The following is an 18,911-nucleotide window of genomic DNA, read 5'->3' on the forward strand; positions in this document are numbered from 1 at the left end:
CCGATCCTGAGGACGAGTAAAGCCCGTGCCGTCGTTGTCGTTTACCAAGTTGCTCCGTGTCGGTGAAGGTCGCATGGTCAAGCGGCTCAAGCACATCGCCGACCATGTGTCGTCCCTGTCTCCCGACGTGGAGCCACTCACGGACGCCGAGCTGCGGGCGAAGACCGACGAGTTCCGCGCGCGGTACGCCGAGGGCGAGACCCTCGACGAACTTCTGCCCGAGGCGTTCGCCGTCGCGCGCGAGGCATCCATGCGAGTGCTGCAACAGCGTCACTTCGACGTCCAGGTGATGGGCGGAGCGGCATTGCACTTCGGAAACGTGGCGGAGATGAAGACCGGTGAGGGCAAGACCCTCACCTGTGTCCTGCCCGCCTACCTCAATGCGATCTCCGGCGACGGCGTCCACGTGGTCACGGTCAACGACTACCTCGCCAAGCGCGACTCCGAGTGGATGGGCCGCGTCCACCGCTTTCTCGGTCTGAGCGTCGACGTGATCCTGTCCGGGATGACCCCGGCCGAGCGTCGGGCCGCGTACGCCGCGGACATCACGTACGGAACGAACAACGAGTTCGGCTTCGACTACCTGCGCGACAACATGACGCACTCGCTGGACGACCTCGTCCAGCGCGGACACAACTTCGCCGTGGTCGACGAGGTCGATTCCATTCTGATCGACGAGGCCCGCACGCCGCTGATCATCTCGGGGCCCGCGGACGCGTCGTCCAAGTGGTACGCGGAGTTCGCGCGCATCGCGCCCATGATGAAGGTCGACCTGCACTACGAGATCGACATCAAGAAGCGGACCGTCGGTGTGCACGAAGCCGGCGTGGAGTTCGTCGAGGACCAGCTGGGCATCGACAACCTCTACGAGGCCGCGAACTCGCCCCTGGTGAGCTACCTCAACAACGCCATCAAGGCCAAGGAGCTGTACCAGCGCGACAAGGATTACATCGTCCGTGACGGCGACGTCATCATCGTCGACGAGTTCACCGGCCGGATCCTCGTGGGCCGTCGATACAACGAGGGCATGCACCAGGCGATCGAGGCCAAGGAAAAGGTCGAGATCAAGGCCGAGAACCAGACCCTCGCGACGATCACGCTCCAGAACTACTTCCGGCTGTACGACAAGTTGTCCGGGATGACCGGTACCGCCGAGACCGAGGCGGCCGAACTGCACCAGACCTACTCGCTCGGTGTCATCCCCATCCCGACGAACCGTCCGATGGTGCGCGCCGACAACGGCGACCTGATCTACAAGTCCGAGGAAGCCAAGTTCAACGCGGTGGTCGACGACGTCGTCGAGCGGCACGACAACGGCCAGCCGGTGCTGATCGGCACCACGAGCGTCGAGCGCTCGGAGTACCTGTCGAAGCAGTTCACCAAGCGCGGCGTGCCCCACAACGTGTTGAACGCGAAGTTCCACGAGCAGGAGGCGACGATCATCGCCGAGGCCGGCCGCACCGGCGCCGTCACCGTGGCGACCAACATGGCCGGTCGTGGCACGGACGTCGTGCTCGGCGGAAACCCGGACATCATCGCCGACATCGCGCTGCGTGGCCGCGGCCTCGACCCGGTGGAGCAGCCGGACGAGTACCAGGAGGCATGGGAGGCCACGCTCGACGAGGTCAAGGCCGACGTCAAGGCCGAGGCCGACAAGGTCCGAGCTGCCGGCGGGCTCTACGTGCTGGGTACCGAGCGCCACGACTCCCGCCGCATCGACAACCAGCTCCGCGGGCGTGCGGGTCGTCAGGGTGACCCCGGCGAGAGCCGGTTCTACCTCTCGCTCGGCGACGAACTCATGCGTCGCTTCAACGGCTCGGCTCTCGAGTCGATCATGACGCGACTGAACCTGCCCGACGACGTTCCGATCGAGGCCAAGATGGTCTCGAAGGCGATCAAGAGCGCGCAGACCCAGGTCGAGCAGCAGAACTTCGAGATCCGCAAGAACGTTCTCAAGTACGACGAGGTGATGAACCAGCAGCGCACGGTCATCTACGACGAGCGGCGACGCATTCTGCGCGGGGAGAACATGGAGGGCCAGGTCGAGCAGATGATCACCGACGTGGTCACCGCCTACGTCGAAGGGGCCACCACCGAGGGGTACGTGGAGGACTGGGATCTCGATCAGCTGTGGACGGCGCTGAAGACTCTCTACCCCGTCTCGCTCGATCAGAAGGAACTGACCGGAGAGAACGAATTCGGCGAGAAGGGCGACCTCTCTCGCGAGGAACTGCTCGAAGCACTGCTCACCGACGCCCGCGAGGCATACGCCAAGCGCGAGGTCGAGATCAACGAGATCGCGGGCGAGAACGGCATTCGTGAGCTCGAACGTCGGGTCCTGCTCTCCGTCCTCGACCGTAAGTGGCGTGAGCACCTCTACGAGATGGACTACCTCAAGGAGGGCATCGGTCTGCGCGCGATGGCTCAGCGTGATCCGCTGATCGAGTACCAGCGCGAGGGGTATGACATGTTCACCGGCATGCTGGAAGGCCTGAAGGAGGAATCCGTCGGATTCCTGTTCAACCTGCAGGTCGAAGCGACCACCCCCGGCCCGGCGGCGTCCGTCGGTCTGCAGGTCGGTGCCGGATTGCAGTCGCCGGTCGGCGCGCCCGCCGCGGGCGCCCCCGTACCGGCGCCGGCTGCCCCCGCGCAGTCACGGCCCACGGGTGCGGCTCCGGCCGCTCCGGCGCGTCCTGCGGTTCCCGTTCCGGAGTCGCGCCCGGCCGCGCCCGCCGCACTGCGCGCGAAGGGACTCGAGGAGAGCGAGACCGGTCGATTGACGTTCTCGGGACCGAACGAGACCGGGGGAACGTCGGTTCGACGCGCCACCGACGAGGCGCCGGAAGGTTCGGCTGCGGGTACGCGTCGACAGCGGCGCGAGGCTGCCCGCACCGGATCCAAGCCCGTCAAGCGAACGTCGAAGTCCAAGCGCCGCAAGTAGACCGATCAGGACAATCGCAGGCTGGTCATCGTCCACGCGGCGCCGCGAGCCGGCGCCGAGCGCGTCGAGAGTCGCGATTCGCTCGGCGACACGCCGCGGCGAGCGGTGAGGTGGGCCGCGACGGCGAACACCCGGTCACCGCGGGCGTAGGTCCCGAACACCTCGGCGGCCGTGTCCCCGACGAGGCGTACGTGCACCGTTCGAACAACGGCGCCCCCGCGGGATCGGCCGGGCACCGACGCCGTCGACAGTGCGCTGATCATCCCCGCGACCGCCGGGGAGAGCAGAGGCGTCACGGTGGAGACCGGCCGGCGTCGGTCGATCGCTTCCAGGATCAATCGCAGACACCGATCGGCGAACATGCGGGCCGCCGCCGCCAGCGCTGCGCCGTCGGGATCGGAGACCGGCCGGGGTGAGGGCGAGCGCCCCGAGTGAGGACCCGGCCGCGACGCGGAGAGCGCTCCGCCCCGTCGACGGGGAGCGCCCGCGGCGCAGCGGTGATCCGGGTGACCCGTCGCCGGTGGTTCGGAGCGGGGGAGCCGCCTCGTCAGGACGTGGTCGGTGGCGTCCGGCGGTGGTGTGGACGGCAGGGGTGTGGGCGGCGGGGGAGGTGTGAAGGAGTCAGGGGCGGTCACGGTGTCTCCCGGATAGGGCTCGGGACGCGACGTTCATCGCGTCGAGGTCGTGAAGAGTACGAGGTCCGGGAGAGTCGGACGGGAAAGATTCTGGCACGATCGACCCACCTCGCGGGCGCGATGTCGGAAGGCCCGGACGAAGTCACAGCGCCGACGACGCACCGCTGTCGAACCACCCCGAAATGCCCCGGGGGCGGAACCGATTCGACGGCATGCGCGTGCGGGGCGACCTGTGGGTCCGATGGGGGTGACGTGCGAGACTGAGCGTTCGCAACGATCGAGGGGACTGCGCGTTGGCCACCAGACTCACCACCCAGGACGCGTCGTTCTACTTCCTGGAAGCCAGCACCACACCGATGCACGTGGGATCCCTTGCCATTTTCCGGTTGCCTCGCGGTGGTTTCACCTACGAGGGACTGCTCGATCTCGTCGAGAGTCGCTTGTCGCTGGTCCCGCGCTACCGCCAGAAGGTCCGCGAGGTCGCGTTGGGCCTGGCCCGGCCGGTGTGGGTCGACGACCGCGATTTCGACATCACGTACCACATTCGGCGATCCGCGTTGCCGCGTCCCGGATCGACCGAGCAACTGCACGATCTCGTGGCGCGCCTGACCTCACGCCCGCTCGACCGCACCCGCCCGTTGTGGGAGATGTACCTCGTGGAGGGTCTGGCGCGGAACCGGTTCGCCATCTTCACCAAATCGCATTCCTCGATCGTGGACGGCGACAAGGCTCTCGAGATCAGCCAGGTCATTCTCGACGCGAGCAAGAATCCGCCGCCCATGGCCGAGGAACTGTGGATGCCGGCCCGCGAACCGTCCGACAAGGCACTCGTTCTGGACGCGGTGGCCGAACTCGTGTCGCGTCCGGGTGAGGGCGTCGAGGCGATTCGCGGCGCGGTGGGAGACGTCGCGCACGCTGCCGGTGGCGCGGTACGGGCAGTGGGACGCGTGGCGGCCGTGGTGCGCACGGCGGCGCAGCCGGCGCCGACCAGTCCGTTGAACACGACCATCTCGCGCAACCGTCGGTTCTCGGTGGCCAAGACCGATCTCGACGATTACCGCCGCATACGCGCGAAGTTCGGCGGCACCGTCAACGACGTCGTGCTCACGGTCGTCGCCGGGGCGCTTCGGAACTGGTTGCTCTCGCGCGGTGAGCCGGTCACCGCGTCGACGACGGTGCGTGCGATGGTTCCGTTGTCGGTGCACCCACGGGCCGCCGGCGACTCCGAGGTCGCGGGGTCGATCCCCGTCGGCTCGGCCGCACCCACCGAGTCGTCCGCCACCGAGTTTCCCGCCAACGAGGTCGAGTCCTTTCTCATCGACCTCCCGGTCGGAGAGCCCAATGCGGTCGTTCGCCTGTCCCATGTCTCGCACGCCACCGAGGCGCACTTGCGCCAGAGCAACGGGGTGACCGCGTCGACGTTGATCGCGCTGACGGGGTTCGCCCCGGCGACCCTGCACGCGATGGGAGCGCGGGTGGGCAGCAGTCTGTCGCAGCGTATGTTCAATGTGATCGTCACCAACGCGCCCGGCCCGCAGTTCTCGCTGTACGTCGGCGGCGCTCGGATGCTCGAGATGTATCCGGTACCGCCGCTCGTCCGCAACCAGGCCTTGTCCATCGGCCTCACGTCGTACGACGGCAACGTCTACTACGGTGTCAACGCCGATCGCGCGGCCATGCCGGATATAGATGTGGTGACCACACTCGTGCACGAGGCGCTCGAGGAACTCCTCGACGCGGCCGACGACAAGAACCCGAGAGGATGACGCATTCACGTGAGGGTCTTCGTTCCGGCGACCATCGCCATGCTGCACACGCTCGTCGACGACGGTGAGCTGAACCCGATCAGTCGGACCGCCTTCGCCGTCACCCCCGCCCTGCGCGCGGCGTACACCGCGGGGGAGGACGACGAGCTCGCGGACGTCGCGCTCCGTGAGGCCGCCCGCGCCTCGATGCGACTGCTCGGCACGGAGATCGACGACGCCGAGGATGCGGAGACCGCCGATCCCGAGGGAGCCGTGGTCGCGGATTCGTCGTCGTCCCGTTACCGCCGGGTGGTGATCGCCGCCGATGTGGAGGACGTGAAGCTTCGCCCCGATCTCGACGACGCGGTGGTACGTCTGGCCGCGCCGCTCGCCCTCGCCGAGGTCGCGTCGATCCACGTGGATCTGGTCGGGGCCGAGGACGCCGTACGGGCCGCGGTGGCCGAGATCGACGCCGCCGATCTGGGTGACACCGATGCCGAGTTCGTCCTCGGCGACGCCGAGGATCACGAACTCGCGTGGTACGCGCCGCAGGAGATACCGTTTCTCCTGGAGCTGCTCTAGCAGCTGTGGTTCTTGTCGACCCGTCGGACCGAGGAACGGATTCTCTGTGGGACTCAAAGAGTGGCTCGAAGCTCCGGTTGCCGGTGTGTCTTCTCCGCGGCGACCGGCGGCCAACCTGGTGCGTGGCGCACTCGCGCGGATCACCACCCCGCTGATCCCGGACGATTACCTGCATCTGGCCAACCCGCTGTGGTCGGCCCGCGAGCTGCGCGGACGCATCGTGCGTGTCGAATCCGAGACGGAGACCTCGGCGACCATCGTGATCCAACCGGGCTGGGGCTTCGACTTCGACTACCGCCCGGGGCAGTACATCGGGATCGGTCTGCACATCGGCGGCCGATGGCACTGGCGCTCGTACTCCTTGACGTCCGCGCCCGACTGGAAGGACAAGCAGATCTCGATCGCCGTCAAGGCGATGCCGGAGGGATTTCTGTCGTCGCACCTCGTCGGCGGAGTGCCCGCAGGCACCATCGTGCGGCTGGCCGCCCCGAAGGGGGACTTCGCGCTGCCCGAGCCTCCGCCGGAGAAGATTCTCTTCGTCACCGCCGGCAGTGGAATCACGCCGGTCATCGGAATGCTGCGCAGCCTCGACGGCCGGGACCGGATGCCCGACGTCGTCCACGTGCACTCCGCCCCGTCCGAGGACGAGGTGATGTTCGCCACCGAACTGGAGCGATTGGATCGGGCCCACGAGTCGTTCGTCTCGCACGTCCAGTTGACCCGGTCGGACGGAAAATTCGACCCGACCTCGCTCGATGATCGATTTCCGGATTGGCGAGAACGGCAGACGTGGGCGTGTGGCCCCGTTGCCATGCTGGACGACCTCGAGCGGGTCTGGAAGGGCGCCGGGATCGCGGATCGTCTGCATACCGAACGGTTCGAGATCGCACGTTCCGGATCGGCCGAGGGTGGCACCGTGACGTTCTCCGTGTCCGGCCGAACGGTGGAGATCGACGGGGCCACGACCCTGCTCGAGGCCGGCGAGAAGGTCGGCGTGGCAATGCCTTTCGGGTGTCGGATGGGAATCTGTCAGACCTGCGTCGCACCGTTGACGGACGGTCATGTGCGCGATCTGCGCTCGGGCAAGGAACATTCGCACGGCGAGCGCATTCAGACCTGCATTTCGGCTGCAGCGGGGGATTGCACGGTCGAACTGTGAGATGTGCCCCGCGCCGGGGCCATTCGGCAACTCGCGGGATTCGGCTATTGTCGGAGGAGGCTGCCCGCCGAACCTGTCGGCTCGAGGCACGACGCGCCCCTCGGCCGTCGACGGCCAACATTCGATCTCGGGAGTAACCGCCAATGGCGATCACGGACATTCGGGAATTCGCGCACCTGACGGACGCGGACATCGAGGCCTTCGGGCGCGAGCTCGATGCGCTGCGTCGCGACGTCGAGGAGTCACGCGGCGAGCGGGACGCGCGCTACATCCGACGCACCATCGCCGCACAGCGCGTTCTCGAAGTCGCCGGTCGGGTCGCGATCATGGGATCGAAGTGGCGTCCGGCCGCACTGGTCGGCACTGCGCTGCTGGCGACCAGCAAGATCATCGAGAACATGGAACTCGGCCACAACGTGATGCACGGCCAGTGGGACTGGATGAACGATCCGGAGATCCATTCCGTCAACTGGGAGTGGGACCAGACGGGCCCGTCCGCGCAGTGGAAGCGAGCGCACAACTACTCGCACCACACGTACACCAACATCGTCGGGATGGACCACGACATCGGGTTCGGCATTCTCCGCATGACCCGCGACGAGCAGTGGAAGCCGATCAACCTCGCGCAGCCGCTGGCCAACCTGGTGCTCGCGCTGACGTTCGAGTGGGGCATCGCCCTGCACGACCTCGAAGCCGCTCAGGACCAGGTCGGCGGCTCGCGCTGGTCGACGAAGTCCGAGCCGAACCGAGCGTTCGTCCGGAAGATCGGCACCCAGGTGGTCAAGGACTTCGTGCTGTTCCCGGCGCTCGCCGGACCGGGGTGGCGCCGGGCCGTCGGCGCGAACCTGACCGCCAACGTGATCCGCAACCTCTGGGCGTACGCGGTGATCTTCTGCGGCCACTTCCCGGACGGGGCCGAGAAGTTCACGATGGGCCAGTTCGAGACCGAGACGCGGGAGGAGTGGTACCTGCGCCAGATGCTGGGCAGCGCCAACTTCACCGCCGGACCGGCGATGGCGTTCATGAGCGGCAACCTCTGCTACCAGATCGAGCACCACATGTTCCCGGATCTGCCGAGCAACCGATACGCCGAGATCTCGACCACGGTGCGTCAGTTGTGCGACAAATACGACCTGCCGTACACCACCGGTCACCTGGCGACGCAGTACTGGCTGTCGCTTCGCACCATCTTCAAGCTCGCGCTTCCCGACTCGGTACTGCGTCGGACCTCGGACGATGCCCCGGAGACCAGCTCGGAGAAGCGGTTCCACACCGGCGAGAACTCGGTGGTCGACCGGGTGCGTTTCGACGCGATCACCGGACGTAAGCGGGGCCTGCGATCGGCCCTGCGCGAGGCGCGTTCGGAAGCTCGCGCTGCGTTCCGCTCGGCTCGGCACCAGGCATCCGCGGTCGCCGCGCGGTGATGCGTCACACACATACGCGACCGTAACCTACGGAGGCGTAAGTTCCGGTACGGTAGTGCGAACGGCCCTCGAGCGAGGGCGTCGACACTACTCGAGGAGCTGAACATGGCCATCTCCGATGTCAAGGAGTACGCGCACCTCACCGAATCCGATGTCGAGGCTCTCGGACACGAACTCGACGCCCTGCGGCGCGAGATCGAGGAATCCCGCGGTGAGAAGGATGCCAAGTACATCCGCAACACGATCCGCTTGCAGCGAGGACTCGAGGCCATCGGCCGTACGACCCTGCTCGCCAGCGACAAGCGGGTGGCCTGGTGGGCCGGAAGTGCCGTTCTGGGAGTCTCGAAGATCATCGAGAACATGGAGCTCGGGCACAACGTGATGCACGGCCAGTGGGACTGGATGAACGACCCGGAGATCCATTCGACGTCCTGGGAATGGGACAACACGGGGCCGTCCGCGCACTGGAAGCAGACCCACAACTACATCCACCACAAGTACACCAACGTGCTGGGCATGGACGACGACGTGGGCTACGGCCTCATCCGGGTGACCCGCGACCGCAAGTGGGTTCCGTTCAACGCCGGCAACCTCGTCTACAACACGTTGCTCATGCTGCTCTTCGAATACGGTGTGGCCGTTCAGCATCTGGAACTCGGCAAGGCCGTGAAGGGCCGGGTTCCCAAGGAGGAGACGCGGCGCAAGCTGAAGGAAGTCGGAGACAAGGTCGGCCGCCAGATGCTCAAGGACTACGTCATCACGCCGGCCGCGACGTCCGTGTCACCGGCGGCCTCGTTCCGCTCGTCGCTGACCGCGAACATCACCGCCAACGTCATCCGCAACATCTGGACCAACGCGGTGATCTTCTGCGGCCACTTCCCCGACGGTGCCGAGAAGTTCACGCGCAAGGACCTCGATGGCGAGTCGCAGGGCCAGTGGTACCTGCGCCAGATGCTGGGCAGTGCCAACTTCAACGCCGGACCGGTTCTCGCGTTCATGAGTGGCAACCTCTGCTACCAGATCGAGCATCACGTGTTCCCCGACCTTCCGAGTAATCGGTTGGCGGACATCAGCGTTCGGATTCGCGGGCTGTGCGAGAAGTACGATCTTCCGTACACCACGGGCTCGTTCCCGCTGCAGTACGCGAAGTCGTGGCGGACCATCGCCAAGCTCTCGTTGCCGGACAAGTACCTCACGGCGACGGCGGACGACGCACCGGAGACTGCGTCCGAGCGCAAGTTCGGTGGGGCGGTCGCCCCGATCGTCGATCCCGAGACCGGTCGTCGCGTCGGACTGCGTACCGCGAACCTGACGTCGAAGAAGCGGCGGGGACTCCGGAAGTTGATCTCCCGCTAGGACATCTCCCGCCAGGACATCTCCCGCCAGGACATCTCCCGCCAGAACACCGACGCGACCCGAGCTCAGCTCGGGTCGCGTACCCAGGCGTCGTTGCTCATGACGGCCTTCAGCAGCAGGCGCACCGCGGAAACGCGGTGCGCCGCTTGGTCGGTCAACGTGTCCAACGCGCACTCCGGATCGGCCGGTGGTCCGAGATGGGTGCATCCGCGCGGGCAATCCTGAACAGTGACAGCGAGATCCGAGAACGCGGACACCACGTCACCCGGCGAGATGTGGGCGAGTCCGAACGATCGGATTCCGGGCGTGTCGATCACCCAGCCGCCCTCCGGTAGATGCAGCGCCACCGACTGGGTGGACGTGTGGCGACCCTTGCCCACGCCGGACACCACACCCACCGCGCGGTGCGCCTCGGGGACGAGTCGGTTGACCAACGTGGATTTCCCCACCCCGGAATGGCCGATGAGAGCGGACAAGCCACCGTCGATCAGCCGATGCAGATCGTCGAGCGGTCGATCTCTGCCCGCCATCACCACGGGCACGTCGAGACCGGCGAACACTGCGGCGAAATCACCGGCATCGGCCAGATCGTCTTTGGTCAGCACCAATACCGGTTGCAGCCCGCCCACGTACGCGGCCACCATCGCCCGCTCCACGAATCCGGACCGGGGAGGCGGATCGGCGAGTGCGACCACGATCAGCAGCCGGTCCGCGTTGCCCACCACCACGCGTTCGTACGGGTCCGTGTCGTCGGCCGTGCGTCGCAACACGGTGCGGCGATCCTCGACCCGGACGATGCGTGCGAGCGCGTCGACACGCCCCGAGACGTCTCCGACCACCCCCACCTCGTCGCCCACCACGATGGGTACGCGCCCGAGTTCGCGTGCACGCATGGCAACGACGAAACGATCGGGGTCACCGTCGAGAACCACACCCCACCGTCCGCGGTCGACGGTCACCACCATCGCGCGCTCCGCGTCGGCGTGTGTCGGACGAGTCTTGGTCCGGGGGCGCGTGCCCTTGCCCGGCCGAATGCGTACATCGGACTCGTCGTAGTGCGGCAGGCGGCCCGCGCCGGTCTGCCGAGTCAGGACGCGCCGCCCAGCATGGCGTTCCACAACCGGGCGAAATCGGGCAGCGTCTTCGCCGTCGAGTCGATGTCGTCGACGTCGATTCCGCCGACTCGTAGACCGACCACGGCGCCCGCTGTGGCCATCCGGTGGTCGGCGTACGCGCGCCAGGGGCCGCCGGTCATCGGAGCCGGGGTGATCACCAGGCCGTCCTCGGTCTCCTCGACCCGGCACCCGAGCGAACCGAGCTCGGCCGCGAGCGCGGCGAGACGATCGGTCTCGTGTCCCCGGAGGTGCGCGATGCCCCGCAGGCGGGACGGGGACGTCGCGAGCGCGGCCATGGCGGCGACCGTCGGGGTCAGCTCGCCGACGTCGTGCAGGTCGACGTCGAGGCCCGTCAACGCGGCCGGTCCGCGAACGGTGAGACCGTGTGCCGTCCGGGTGGCCGACGCACCCATGTCGGCGAGGATCCGACGAAAGGCGTCGCCCGGCTGTGTCGTCGAGGCGGGCCACAGGGGAACGGTCACCTCACCCGCCGTGACGGCGGCGGCCGCGAGGAACGGTGTCGCGTTGGAGAGGTCGGGTTCGATGACGCGGTCGACGGCGCGAATGGGACCCGGCCGCACCGTCCAGGTGTCGGCGACGCCGGTCTCCGCGGCGGTGTCGACGACCACGCCGTTCTCGCGCAGCATCGCCACCGTCATCTCGATGTGGGGCATGGACGGCACCGGTGGTCCGACGTGCTCGACGGTCAGCCCGTCGACGAACCGGGCCGCCGAGAGCAGCAGACCCGATACGAACTGGGAGGACCCGGACGCGTCGAGGCGCACGACCGAACCTCGAACTCCGTTCGCGCCGCCGACGACGAACGGGAGCCGGTCGCCGTCCACGCGCACTCCCAGGCCGCGCAGAGCATCGAGAATGGTCCGCTGGGGTCGCGTGCGCGCGTGCTCGTCGCCGTCGAAGGTCGAATCGCCGGTTGCCAGCGCCGCGACGGGCGGTACGAATCTCATCACCGTTCCGGCCAGACCACAGTCCACGTGCCCGCCGCGCAGGGGGCCGGGGACGACCCGCACCGAGGTGGGGTCGTCCGCGTCGATGTCGATCGTGGCGCCCAGGGTGCGAAGTGCGTCGATCATGAGGTCGGTGTCCCGGCTGCGAAGCGTGCCCGTCACGGTGGACGGACCGTCGGCCAGCGCCGCCAGCACCAGCGCACGATTGGTCATGGATTTCGATCCGGGAAGCGCGACCGTCGCACGAACGGGTCCGGGGGCGAGGGGGGCAGTCCAGGGCGTCACGACGACGATTCTCTCACCGCAGCGGACACCGAGCGGCAGCGACCGTCCGGATCACGCGAGAACGTCCGCCACGACGGCACCGGTGATCGCGACCAGGTCGCGAGGGTCGAGTGCGATCTCGAGACCGCGGCGGCCGCCGCTGCACAACACGCGATCCCAGTGCAGGGCAGTCGCATCGACCACCGTGGGAAGCGGCGTGCGCTGCCCCACCGGCGAGATGCCGCCGAACACGTAGCCGGTGGAGCGCTCGGCGGGGGCACGCTCTGCCATGGCCACCTTGCCGACACCGAGTGCCGAGGCCGCCGCTTTGAGCGACAGCGACTCGGGAACGGGGAGTACGGCGACCACCAGAGAGCGGACCTTGGTTCGCAACACCAGGGTCTTGAACACCTGGCGGTGGTCGATGTCGAGGTCGGTCGACAGGGCGGCCACGGCCTCGTCGCCGAACGAGCCGGCGCGGGCGTCGTGTTCGTACGTGTGAGTCGTGAAGTCGATCCCGCGGCGGATCAGCAGGGTGGTCGCGGGCGTGGCCGATGCGGACACGAGCACCTCCGAGCGGTCGACGACGTCGGATCGACCCTAGCGCTCCGGACGGATCCGACCGGGAACAGGACCGGAGACGGGGCTGTTGCACCGAGGAGAACGGACTGTCGTTCGGCCGGATGCTTCCGGATCGGCGCCGGTCCTCACGATGTGAAGGAGGTGCGGATGAGTGTCGCGACCGTGTCACCCCGCCGTACGCTGACGAATGTGGTGGTGCTCGCACCGGTAAAGTCGCCGGTGAGCACCGGTGGCGCAGATGCCGCCGGTCTGCCCGCGCTCGAGGCGACCGAAGGGATCAGCGTGACGGACGAATCGACAGCACATGCCGGCAGGAGCGCCGATCCGGGAACCGCGGGTACGCCCGACGGTCACACCACCGGTACCGTGGATCCCGCCCTGCTCGAAACCGAGGACGGAATCCGCTCGACCGAGAGCGCAGAGGATCTCACCGCGCGGTTCGAACGCGACGCGCTTCCGCTGCTCGACCAGCTCTACGGCGCCGCGTTGCGCATGACCCGCAATCCCTCCGACGCCGAGGATCTGGTGCAGGAGACGTACGTGAAGGCGTACACCGCCTTCAAGAGCTTCCGTGAGGGCACCAACCTCAAGGCCTGGCTGTACCGCATCCTCACCAACACCTACATCAACTCGTATCGGAAGAAGCAGCGCCAACCCGCGCAGTATCCCACCGACGAGATCACGGACTGGCAGCTCGCGGCGACCGCGGAGCACACGTCGACCGGGCTCCGATCGGCCGAGGTCGAGGCGCTCGACGCGCTGCCCGACGACGACATCAAGGCGGCGCTCCAGGCGCTACCGGAAGATTTCCGCATGGCGGTGTACTACGCGGACGTCGAGGGATTTCCGTACAAGGAGATCGCCGAGATCATGGGCACCCCCATCGGCACCGTGATGTCCCGGCTCCACCGCGGCCGCAAGCAGTTGCGCGGGGAACTCGCCGAAGTGGCCCGCGATCGCGGGTTCACCCGCTCGGAACCGTCGAACACCGCCGCAGCCGACTCCGAGGAGGTCGTTCGATGAGCGAGAACCAATTCGAGGATCTGGACTGCTCCGCGGTCATCGCCGACGTCTGGACGCTGCTCGACAACGAGTGCGACGAAGGCAGTCGGCGCCGTGTGCAACTGCATCTGGACAGCTGCGGATCGTGCTTGGCGCAGTACGGCATCGAGGAGAAGATCAAATCCCTGATCGGCCGTAAGTGCGGGGGAGAGCGGGCGCCCGAGGGGCTGCGGGAACGCCTGACCCTGGAGATCCGCAAGTCCGTGACGATCACGTCGGAGGACCGAACGGTCTGACGGATCACCGCAGACGACGAGACCCGAAACGACGAGGGGCCGAGACGCAGTGCGTCTCGGCCCCTCGTTCGTGTGTGTGCCCGATCAGGCGTTGGGCCGCTTACCGTGATTGGCGGCGTTCTTCTTGCGCGCGCGCTTCTTGCGTCCTCGCTTGCCCATGGTGGATCTCCTTCCGTTTCACAGGCATTCTTCCACGTGTGGTTGGCTGTACCACGAGTGGTCGGCTCAGCGAGACCGACCGGACTCCGTGCGTCGGCTCGGCGCGGTGAGTCCGCCTGCGGCAAGAAGGGATTCGTCATGGCCGAGGATGTCCGCGCCGAGATGGTGTCGACGGTGTTTCAGATCATGGTCGCCGAAGGCGATCGGGTGCGAGACGGCGACACGGTGGTGATCCTGGAGTCGATGAAGATGGAGATCCCGGTTCTGGCCGAGAGTTCCGGCACCGTCACCTCGGTCGGCGTGCGGGTGGGCGACGTCATCCAGCAGGGTGACCTGATCGCCGTGATCGGCTGACTCGGTCCGACGGAGCCACTGCGCCGTGTCCACCCTGTCCGATCTTCTGGCCGAGCACACCGACCTGCCGGGCAGCGCCGTCGATCATCTGCAGCGCGTCGTCGCCGAGTGGCAACTGCTCGCCGACATGTCGTTCGCCGACGTTCTGTTGTGGGTGAGAGAAGAATCGCCGGACCCGGGTCGGCTGGTGTGCGTGGCGCAGTGCCGACCTACCACCGCGCCGACGGTCCTTCCGGTCGACAAGGTGGGCGCAGTCGTCTCGCCCGCGGAGCATCCCCAGGTTCTCGACTGTCTCCGCGCGACGGCCATCGTCCGCCCGAGGGGAGAGTTCGCCTCGGACGCCGGACCGCCCGACGACGCCGTGCCCGTCCGTGTCGACGGGCGCATCGTGGCCGTGCTGACCAGGGATTCGGCTCCGGTGTCCGGCCGACCGCCCAGTCTGCTCGAATCGGCGTACCGCGACTGCGCGCACCACCTGTGCGACATGATCGCCGAGGGGTCTTTTCCCGCTCCGACGGAGAAGACCGACGTGAACTCGAGTCCGCGCGTCGGCGACGGTTTCGTTCGCCTCGACACCCTCGGCGTGGTGTCCTACGCCAGCCCCAACGCGGTCTCCGCGTACCACCGGATGGGCCTGACGGCCGATCTACCCGGTCACGACCTCGCGGAATCCACGCGATCGCTGGTCACCGATCCGTTCGACGCGGACGAGATCGCCGCCCACATCGGCGAGTCGGTGCGCTCGCTGCGGGGACGCCGCATGGAGGTCGAGGCGCGCGGGGCCACGGTTCTGTTGCGGACGGTTCCGCTGCGACCGTCGGGTCGGTCCGTGGGCGCGGTGGTGCTGGTTCGCGACGTCACCGAGGTGACCCGGCGCGACCGGGCTCTGCTCAGCAAGGACGCCACGATTCGCGAGATCCATCATCGCGTCAAGAACAACCTGCAGACGGTGGCTGCACTGTTGCGGATGCAGGCCCGACGCACCGAGAACGACGAGGCGAAAGTGGCGTTGACGGAATCGGTTCGGCGGGTGACGTCAATCGCCCTGGTGCACGACGTGTTGTCGTCGTCGGTGGACGAGGTCGTCGACCTCGACGTGGTGGTCGATCGCCTGATACCGGTGATGGTCGACATCGGATCGCTGTCGTCGCAGATGGCGGTGACGCGTTGGGGCAGTCTCGGATCGTTTCCCGCGGAGCGAGCCACCCCACTGATCATGGTGCTCACCGAGCTGGTCCAGAACGCGATGGAACACGGATTCGATCCGGGGTCCGCCGGTCGGGTCGTCGTTCTCGCGACGCGCTCGGCCCGCACCCTCGACGTCACCGTACGAGACGACGGCCGCGGTGTGCCGGACGGCGTGGACGCGACGGCCTCGGACCGGCTGGGACTGCAGATCGTGCGTACCCTCGTGTCGGTCGAGCTCGACGGGAACTTCGTCGTCCGCCCGGGGCCGGACGGCGGAACGGACGCCGTTCTGACCATTCCGCTCGGTCGACGAGAGCGCCGATGACGCCCCGCGACCGGGCCGGCGCACGAAAAAGCCCGGCACCTGTCGGTGCCGGGCTTCGTGGAACCGCGTCGAGGTCGAACGGTTGCTCGGGACGATCTACGTCCGGGTCAGACCGCGGAGCGGGCGCGGGTGCGTGCGTTTCGACGCTTGAGCGCGCGACGCTCGTCTTCGCTCATCCCGCCCCACACGCCCGCGTCCTGGCCCGACTCGAGGGCCCAGGAGAGGCAGTCGGCGGTGACGGGGCAACGGTTGCAGACAACCTTGGCATCGGCGATCTGCGCGAGAGCCGGTCCGCTGTTTCCCACCGGGAAGAACAGTTCCGGGTCCTCGTCGCGACAGATTGCCTGGTGGCGCCAATCCATTCTCGTACTCCTTACTGAGCGCCATGGTGCGCTGTCGATCGGTGTCGGTCTGTTTCGATGCAGTTCAAGTGCGCAGCATGAAATGTTTCCGCGCTGTTACTCATGAATGCTTTCACGAACAGTGGGGATGTCAATAGATTCACGCCGCTGCGTGGGCAAGCTCACTCGGATGAATTTGCAACCGGACGCTGTGGTCTGGTACCCGGATTCCGAGATGTGAAACACATTTGCTTGGCTTCAGGACGTTCGAGCAGGTAGGGGTGCGACGACCGCGAGGGCGTCGGGCGCGGACGCGAACTCCACCTCGGTTCGCTCGCCCATGAAATCGCCGTCCAGTTGCAGGCCCACGGGCTCGTCGGACCGCACCACGATCCGCGGAACGTCGTCCATTCTCAGCAATGCCGACGAGCGTGGATCCGACTTCGCAGAAAGCATTTGCGCGACGACTCGCAGCGACCGGAATGCCGCCGTGGACCGCATCGCGAAGATGCCGAGTCCACTGTCGAAACGAGTGCCCGGATTCGTGTGCACCTCACGATCGTCGAAGTACGTCCACGGATCGGAGTTCGACACGAAGGCATAGTGAACCCCGTCGACGGGCTCGGAGCCGTCCACCGTGACGGTCAGGAGCGGGTCGCGCCGCTTGCGGCGGAAGAAGGTGGACACGGCGACACGGACGTATCGCAGCGGTGAGACGGGTTCGCCGCTCTTCCGCCCGTCGTCGATGGCCAGGCAGACGTCCGCGTCCCATCCCATCCCGGCGTTGAACGTGAACCACCGTTTGTCGCAGTGTCCCAGACCGATTCGACGCACACTTCCCGCGTCGATGAGATCGATCAGCTGGTTCGTGGCCTCGACGGGGTCGCGCTCGATGCCCAGCGACCGGGCGAACACGTTGGCCGACCCGCCGGGAACGACGGCGAGCACGGGGACCGGGCCGACGGTCACCGATTGCATCGACGTCGGAGCCGGCGTGCCCAGCAGGCCGTTGACCACCTCGTTGACGGTGCCGTCCCCGCCGTGGACGATCACCAGACCGATTCCGGCTCGTCGTGCCTCCACGGCGATCTCGCTGGCGTGGTCGCGGTGCGTGGTGTGAATCACCGACAACGAGACCCGACTGGCCAACGCGTGAGCAACCAGGTCGCGTCCCGCCGCGGTGGTCGACGTGGCATTCGGATTGACGATGAGAATGGCTCGCACGAGCGACCAGCCTAGACGCGCGCGGTCCCGCTCCGGTCACGACCTCGGGCCGTCCCGACCCCGGCCGCCGCGTCGGGCGCGGGCCTCCTCGGTTGCTCTAGGGTGGCTGGGTGCCTTCTTCGAAGTCCGGTGCCGATGCCCCGGCCCCGATCCGGTTGGCCGGTGTTCTCGTGGCCGGCGAGGGTGCGGTCGCGCTCGTCGCCGCCGTGGTCCTGGTGGTGCGCGGATTCGCCGGCGCCGACGAAACGGTGGCCAACGGATTCGGCACGGCCATCTGGTTCCTGGTTCTCGGTGGAGCGATCGGCACCGGCGGTGTCGCCCTGGTGCTCGGGAATCGGTGGGGGCGAGCGATCGCCATCGTGGCTCAGCTGTTGCTGCTGCCCGTCGTCTGGTCTCTGTTGACCGATTCGCAGCAGCCGCTCTACGGAACCGTCCTCGGCGTGACCGTCGTGACCGTGCTCGTGTGTCTGTTCTGTGGGCCGGCGTCGCGGTGGATGCTCGACGAGTACATCGACGAACCCGGACCGAACGAGCGTCGACCGGACGGATCCGGCCGCACGCCCTAGTTCTCCGGACGCGTTCGTTCCCGGCCGGACCGGGGCGTGCGCGAGTCGACGTTGTGCGCGAGTATCTGCCGAAAGCCGTGCTCGTACCCGAGGACGGAGTGCGCCGCCGGACCGAGAGCGAAGCGGCGACCCTCGATCGTGGGAAAATGCACCCAGCGGGCCACGACGGCGCGGGAGAAGTGTCCGTGGCCGACGAGAATCACGTCTCGCTCCACGAGCGCCGGTTCCACGACGGATAACACGAGGTCGGCCCGTGTGGTGACGGCCTCCATGCTCTCTCCGCCGGGACACGGATGCGTCCACACCGTCCAGTGCGGGGCGGTCTCTCGGATCTCCGGGGTCGTGAGGCCCTCGTACGTGCCGTAATCCCATTCGCTCGTCGCGTCCCACGTCCGGTCGATCGCCAGCCCGGCGAGTTCGGCGGTGCGCGTGGCCCGTTCGCGCGGGCTGGAGATCACCAGCGGACTCTGCAGATCGAGTTCGGCGAGGAGTCGACCGGCGCGTACGGCCTGCTGCTCGCCGTGCGGAGTGAGGGGAACGTCGGTCGATCCGGTGTGCTTACCCGCTGCCGCCCACTCGGTTTCGCCGTGACGGAGCAGGACGAGTCGGCGGACACGGTGCGAGGGGGTGGACATGACGTGAATTGTTCCAAAGCATCCACGGGGGCGAGGGAACGGCCTGCGCC

At 67.4% G+C, this 18,911-nt stretch carries 19 protein-coding genes; 11 read left to right on the forward strand and 8 right to left on the reverse strand.

What is annotated here, in order from left to right; translation table 11 throughout:
• Positions 1–25 precede the first annotated feature (25 nt).
• A complete protein-coding gene (gene secA / locus ACY466_RS09580; RefSeq protein WP_463251957.1) occupies positions 26–2,941 on the forward strand; it encodes a preprotein translocase subunit SecA in 2,916 nt (971 codons plus the stop codon).
• A gap of 5 nt (positions 2,942–2,946) precedes the next feature.
• Here secA and ACY466_RS09585 read toward each other — a convergent pair whose 3' ends face one another.
• On the reverse strand, positions 2,947–3,576 hold the full coding sequence (locus ACY466_RS09585) for an Rv3235 family protein (protein WP_463251958.1): 630 nt from the start codon (positions 3,574–3,576) through the stop codon (positions 2,947–2,949).
• A gap of 293 nt (positions 3,577–3,869) precedes the next feature.
• On the opposite strand from ACY466_RS09585, the gene ACY466_RS09590 reads away from it, so the two are divergent.
• From ACY466_RS09590 to ACY466_RS09610, 5 genes are all read left to right on the forward strand, one after another.
• Entirely contained in the window at positions 3,870–5,342 is a 1,473-nt protein-coding gene (locus ACY466_RS09590; protein WP_463251959.1) for a WS/DGAT/MGAT family O-acyltransferase, read from the forward strand.
• Between the two features lie 9 nt (positions 5,343–5,351).
• Positions 5,352–5,903: a DUF6912 family protein gene (locus ACY466_RS09595; RefSeq protein ID WP_463251960.1), complete on the forward strand. Its 552-nt coding sequence runs from the start codon at positions 5,352–5,354 to the stop codon at positions 5,901–5,903.
• A 46-nt stretch (positions 5,904–5,949) separates the two neighbouring features.
• Positions 5,950–7,062, forward strand: a complete 1,113-nt coding sequence (locus ACY466_RS09600; RefSeq protein WP_463251961.1) for a ferredoxin reductase — start codon at positions 5,950–5,952, stop codon at positions 7,060–7,062.
• Between the two features lie 143 nt (positions 7,063–7,205).
• On the forward strand, positions 7,206–8,486 hold the full coding sequence (locus tag ACY466_RS09605) for a fatty acid desaturase family protein (RefSeq protein ID WP_463251962.1): 1,281 nt from the start codon (positions 7,206–7,208) through the stop codon (positions 8,484–8,486).
• Between the two features lie 105 nt (positions 8,487–8,591).
• Complete coding sequence (locus ACY466_RS09610; RefSeq protein ID WP_463251963.1) at positions 8,592–9,842, forward strand: fatty acid desaturase family protein; 1,251 nt, start codon at positions 8,592–8,594, stop codon at positions 9,840–9,842.
• A gap of 65 nt (positions 9,843–9,907) precedes the next feature.
• On the opposite strand, the gene rsgA is transcribed toward ACY466_RS09610, so the two are convergent.
• From rsgA to ACY466_RS09625, 3 genes are read right to left on the reverse strand one after another with little or no spacing between them, the layout of a single operon-like run.
• The gene (rsgA, locus tag ACY466_RS09615) at positions 9,908–10,933 is read right to left on the reverse strand and encodes a ribosome small subunit-dependent GTPase A (RefSeq protein ID WP_463252205.1); all 1,026 of its coding nucleotides are present in this window, start codon (positions 10,931–10,933) and stop codon (positions 9,908–9,910) included.
• Positions 10,930–12,210, reverse strand: coding sequence for a 3-phosphoshikimate 1-carboxyvinyltransferase (aroA, locus tag ACY466_RS09620; RefSeq protein ID WP_463251964.1), 1,281 nt, complete (start codon positions 12,208–12,210; stop codon positions 10,930–10,932). The genes rsgA and aroA overlap by 4 nt, the downstream gene beginning before the upstream one ends.
• Before the next feature lie 51 nt (positions 12,211–12,261).
• Positions 12,262–12,753: an aminoacyl-tRNA deacylase gene (locus tag ACY466_RS09625; protein ID WP_463251965.1), complete on the reverse strand. Its 492-nt coding sequence runs from the start codon at positions 12,751–12,753 to the stop codon at positions 12,262–12,264.
• Between the two features lie 165 nt (positions 12,754–12,918).
• Here ACY466_RS09625 and ACY466_RS09630 point away from each other — a divergent pair, with 165 nt between their 5' ends.
• Positions 12,919–13,794, forward strand: a complete 876-nt coding sequence (locus tag ACY466_RS09630; protein WP_463251966.1) for a sigma-70 family RNA polymerase sigma factor — start codon at positions 12,919–12,921, stop codon at positions 13,792–13,794.
• Positions 13,791–14,069, forward strand: coding sequence for a mycothiol system anti-sigma-R factor (gene rsrA, locus ACY466_RS09635; protein WP_463251967.1), 279 nt, complete (start codon positions 13,791–13,793; stop codon positions 14,067–14,069). The genes ACY466_RS09630 and rsrA overlap by 4 nt, the downstream gene beginning before the upstream one ends.
• An 84-nt stretch (positions 14,070–14,153) precedes the next feature.
• Here rsrA and ACY466_RS09640 read toward each other — a convergent pair whose 3' ends face one another.
• The gene (locus tag ACY466_RS09640; RefSeq protein ID WP_369758845.1) at positions 14,154–14,228 is read right to left on the reverse strand and encodes a 50S ribosomal protein bL37; all 75 of its coding nucleotides are present in this window, start codon (positions 14,226–14,228) and stop codon (positions 14,154–14,156) included.
• A gap of 138 nt (positions 14,229–14,366) precedes the next feature.
• On the opposite strand from ACY466_RS09640, the gene ACY466_RS09645 reads away from it, so the two are divergent.
• Both ACY466_RS09645 and ACY466_RS09650 read left to right on the forward strand, forming a co-directional pair.
• Positions 14,367–14,582, forward strand: coding sequence for a biotin/lipoyl-binding carrier protein (locus ACY466_RS09645; protein WP_463251968.1), 216 nt, complete (start codon positions 14,367–14,369; stop codon positions 14,580–14,582).
• A gap of 25 nt (positions 14,583–14,607) precedes the next feature.
• Complete coding sequence (locus ACY466_RS09650; protein ID WP_463251969.1) at positions 14,608–16,095, forward strand: sensor histidine kinase; 1,488 nt, start codon at positions 14,608–14,610, stop codon at positions 16,093–16,095.
• A 107-nt stretch (positions 16,096–16,202) separates the two neighbouring features.
• Here ACY466_RS09650 and ACY466_RS09655 read toward each other — a convergent pair whose 3' ends face one another.
• Together ACY466_RS09655 and ACY466_RS09660 are read right to left on the reverse strand one after the other, a co-directional pair.
• Positions 16,203–16,457, reverse strand: a complete 255-nt coding sequence (locus ACY466_RS09655) for a WhiB family transcriptional regulator (protein WP_463251970.1) — start codon at positions 16,455–16,457, stop codon at positions 16,203–16,205.
• A gap of 237 nt (positions 16,458–16,694) precedes the next feature.
• A complete protein-coding gene (locus ACY466_RS09660) occupies positions 16,695–17,660 on the reverse strand; it encodes a diacylglycerol/lipid kinase family protein (protein ID WP_463251971.1) in 966 nt (321 codons plus the stop codon).
• Between the two features lie 110 nt (positions 17,661–17,770).
• Between ACY466_RS09660 and ACY466_RS09665 the strand changes: the two genes are divergently transcribed.
• A complete protein-coding gene (locus ACY466_RS09665; protein WP_463251972.1) occupies positions 17,771–18,226 on the forward strand; it encodes a hypothetical protein in 456 nt (151 codons plus the stop codon).
• On the opposite strand, the gene ACY466_RS09670 is transcribed toward ACY466_RS09665, so the two are convergent.
• A complete protein-coding gene (locus tag ACY466_RS09670; protein WP_463251973.1) occupies positions 18,223–18,861 on the reverse strand; it encodes an acid phosphatase in 639 nt (212 codons plus the stop codon). The genes ACY466_RS09665 and ACY466_RS09670 overlap by 4 nt on opposite strands.
• Positions 18,862–18,911 lie beyond the last annotated feature (50 nt).

The organism is Rhodococcus sp. K11/5, from assembly GCF_055193735.1.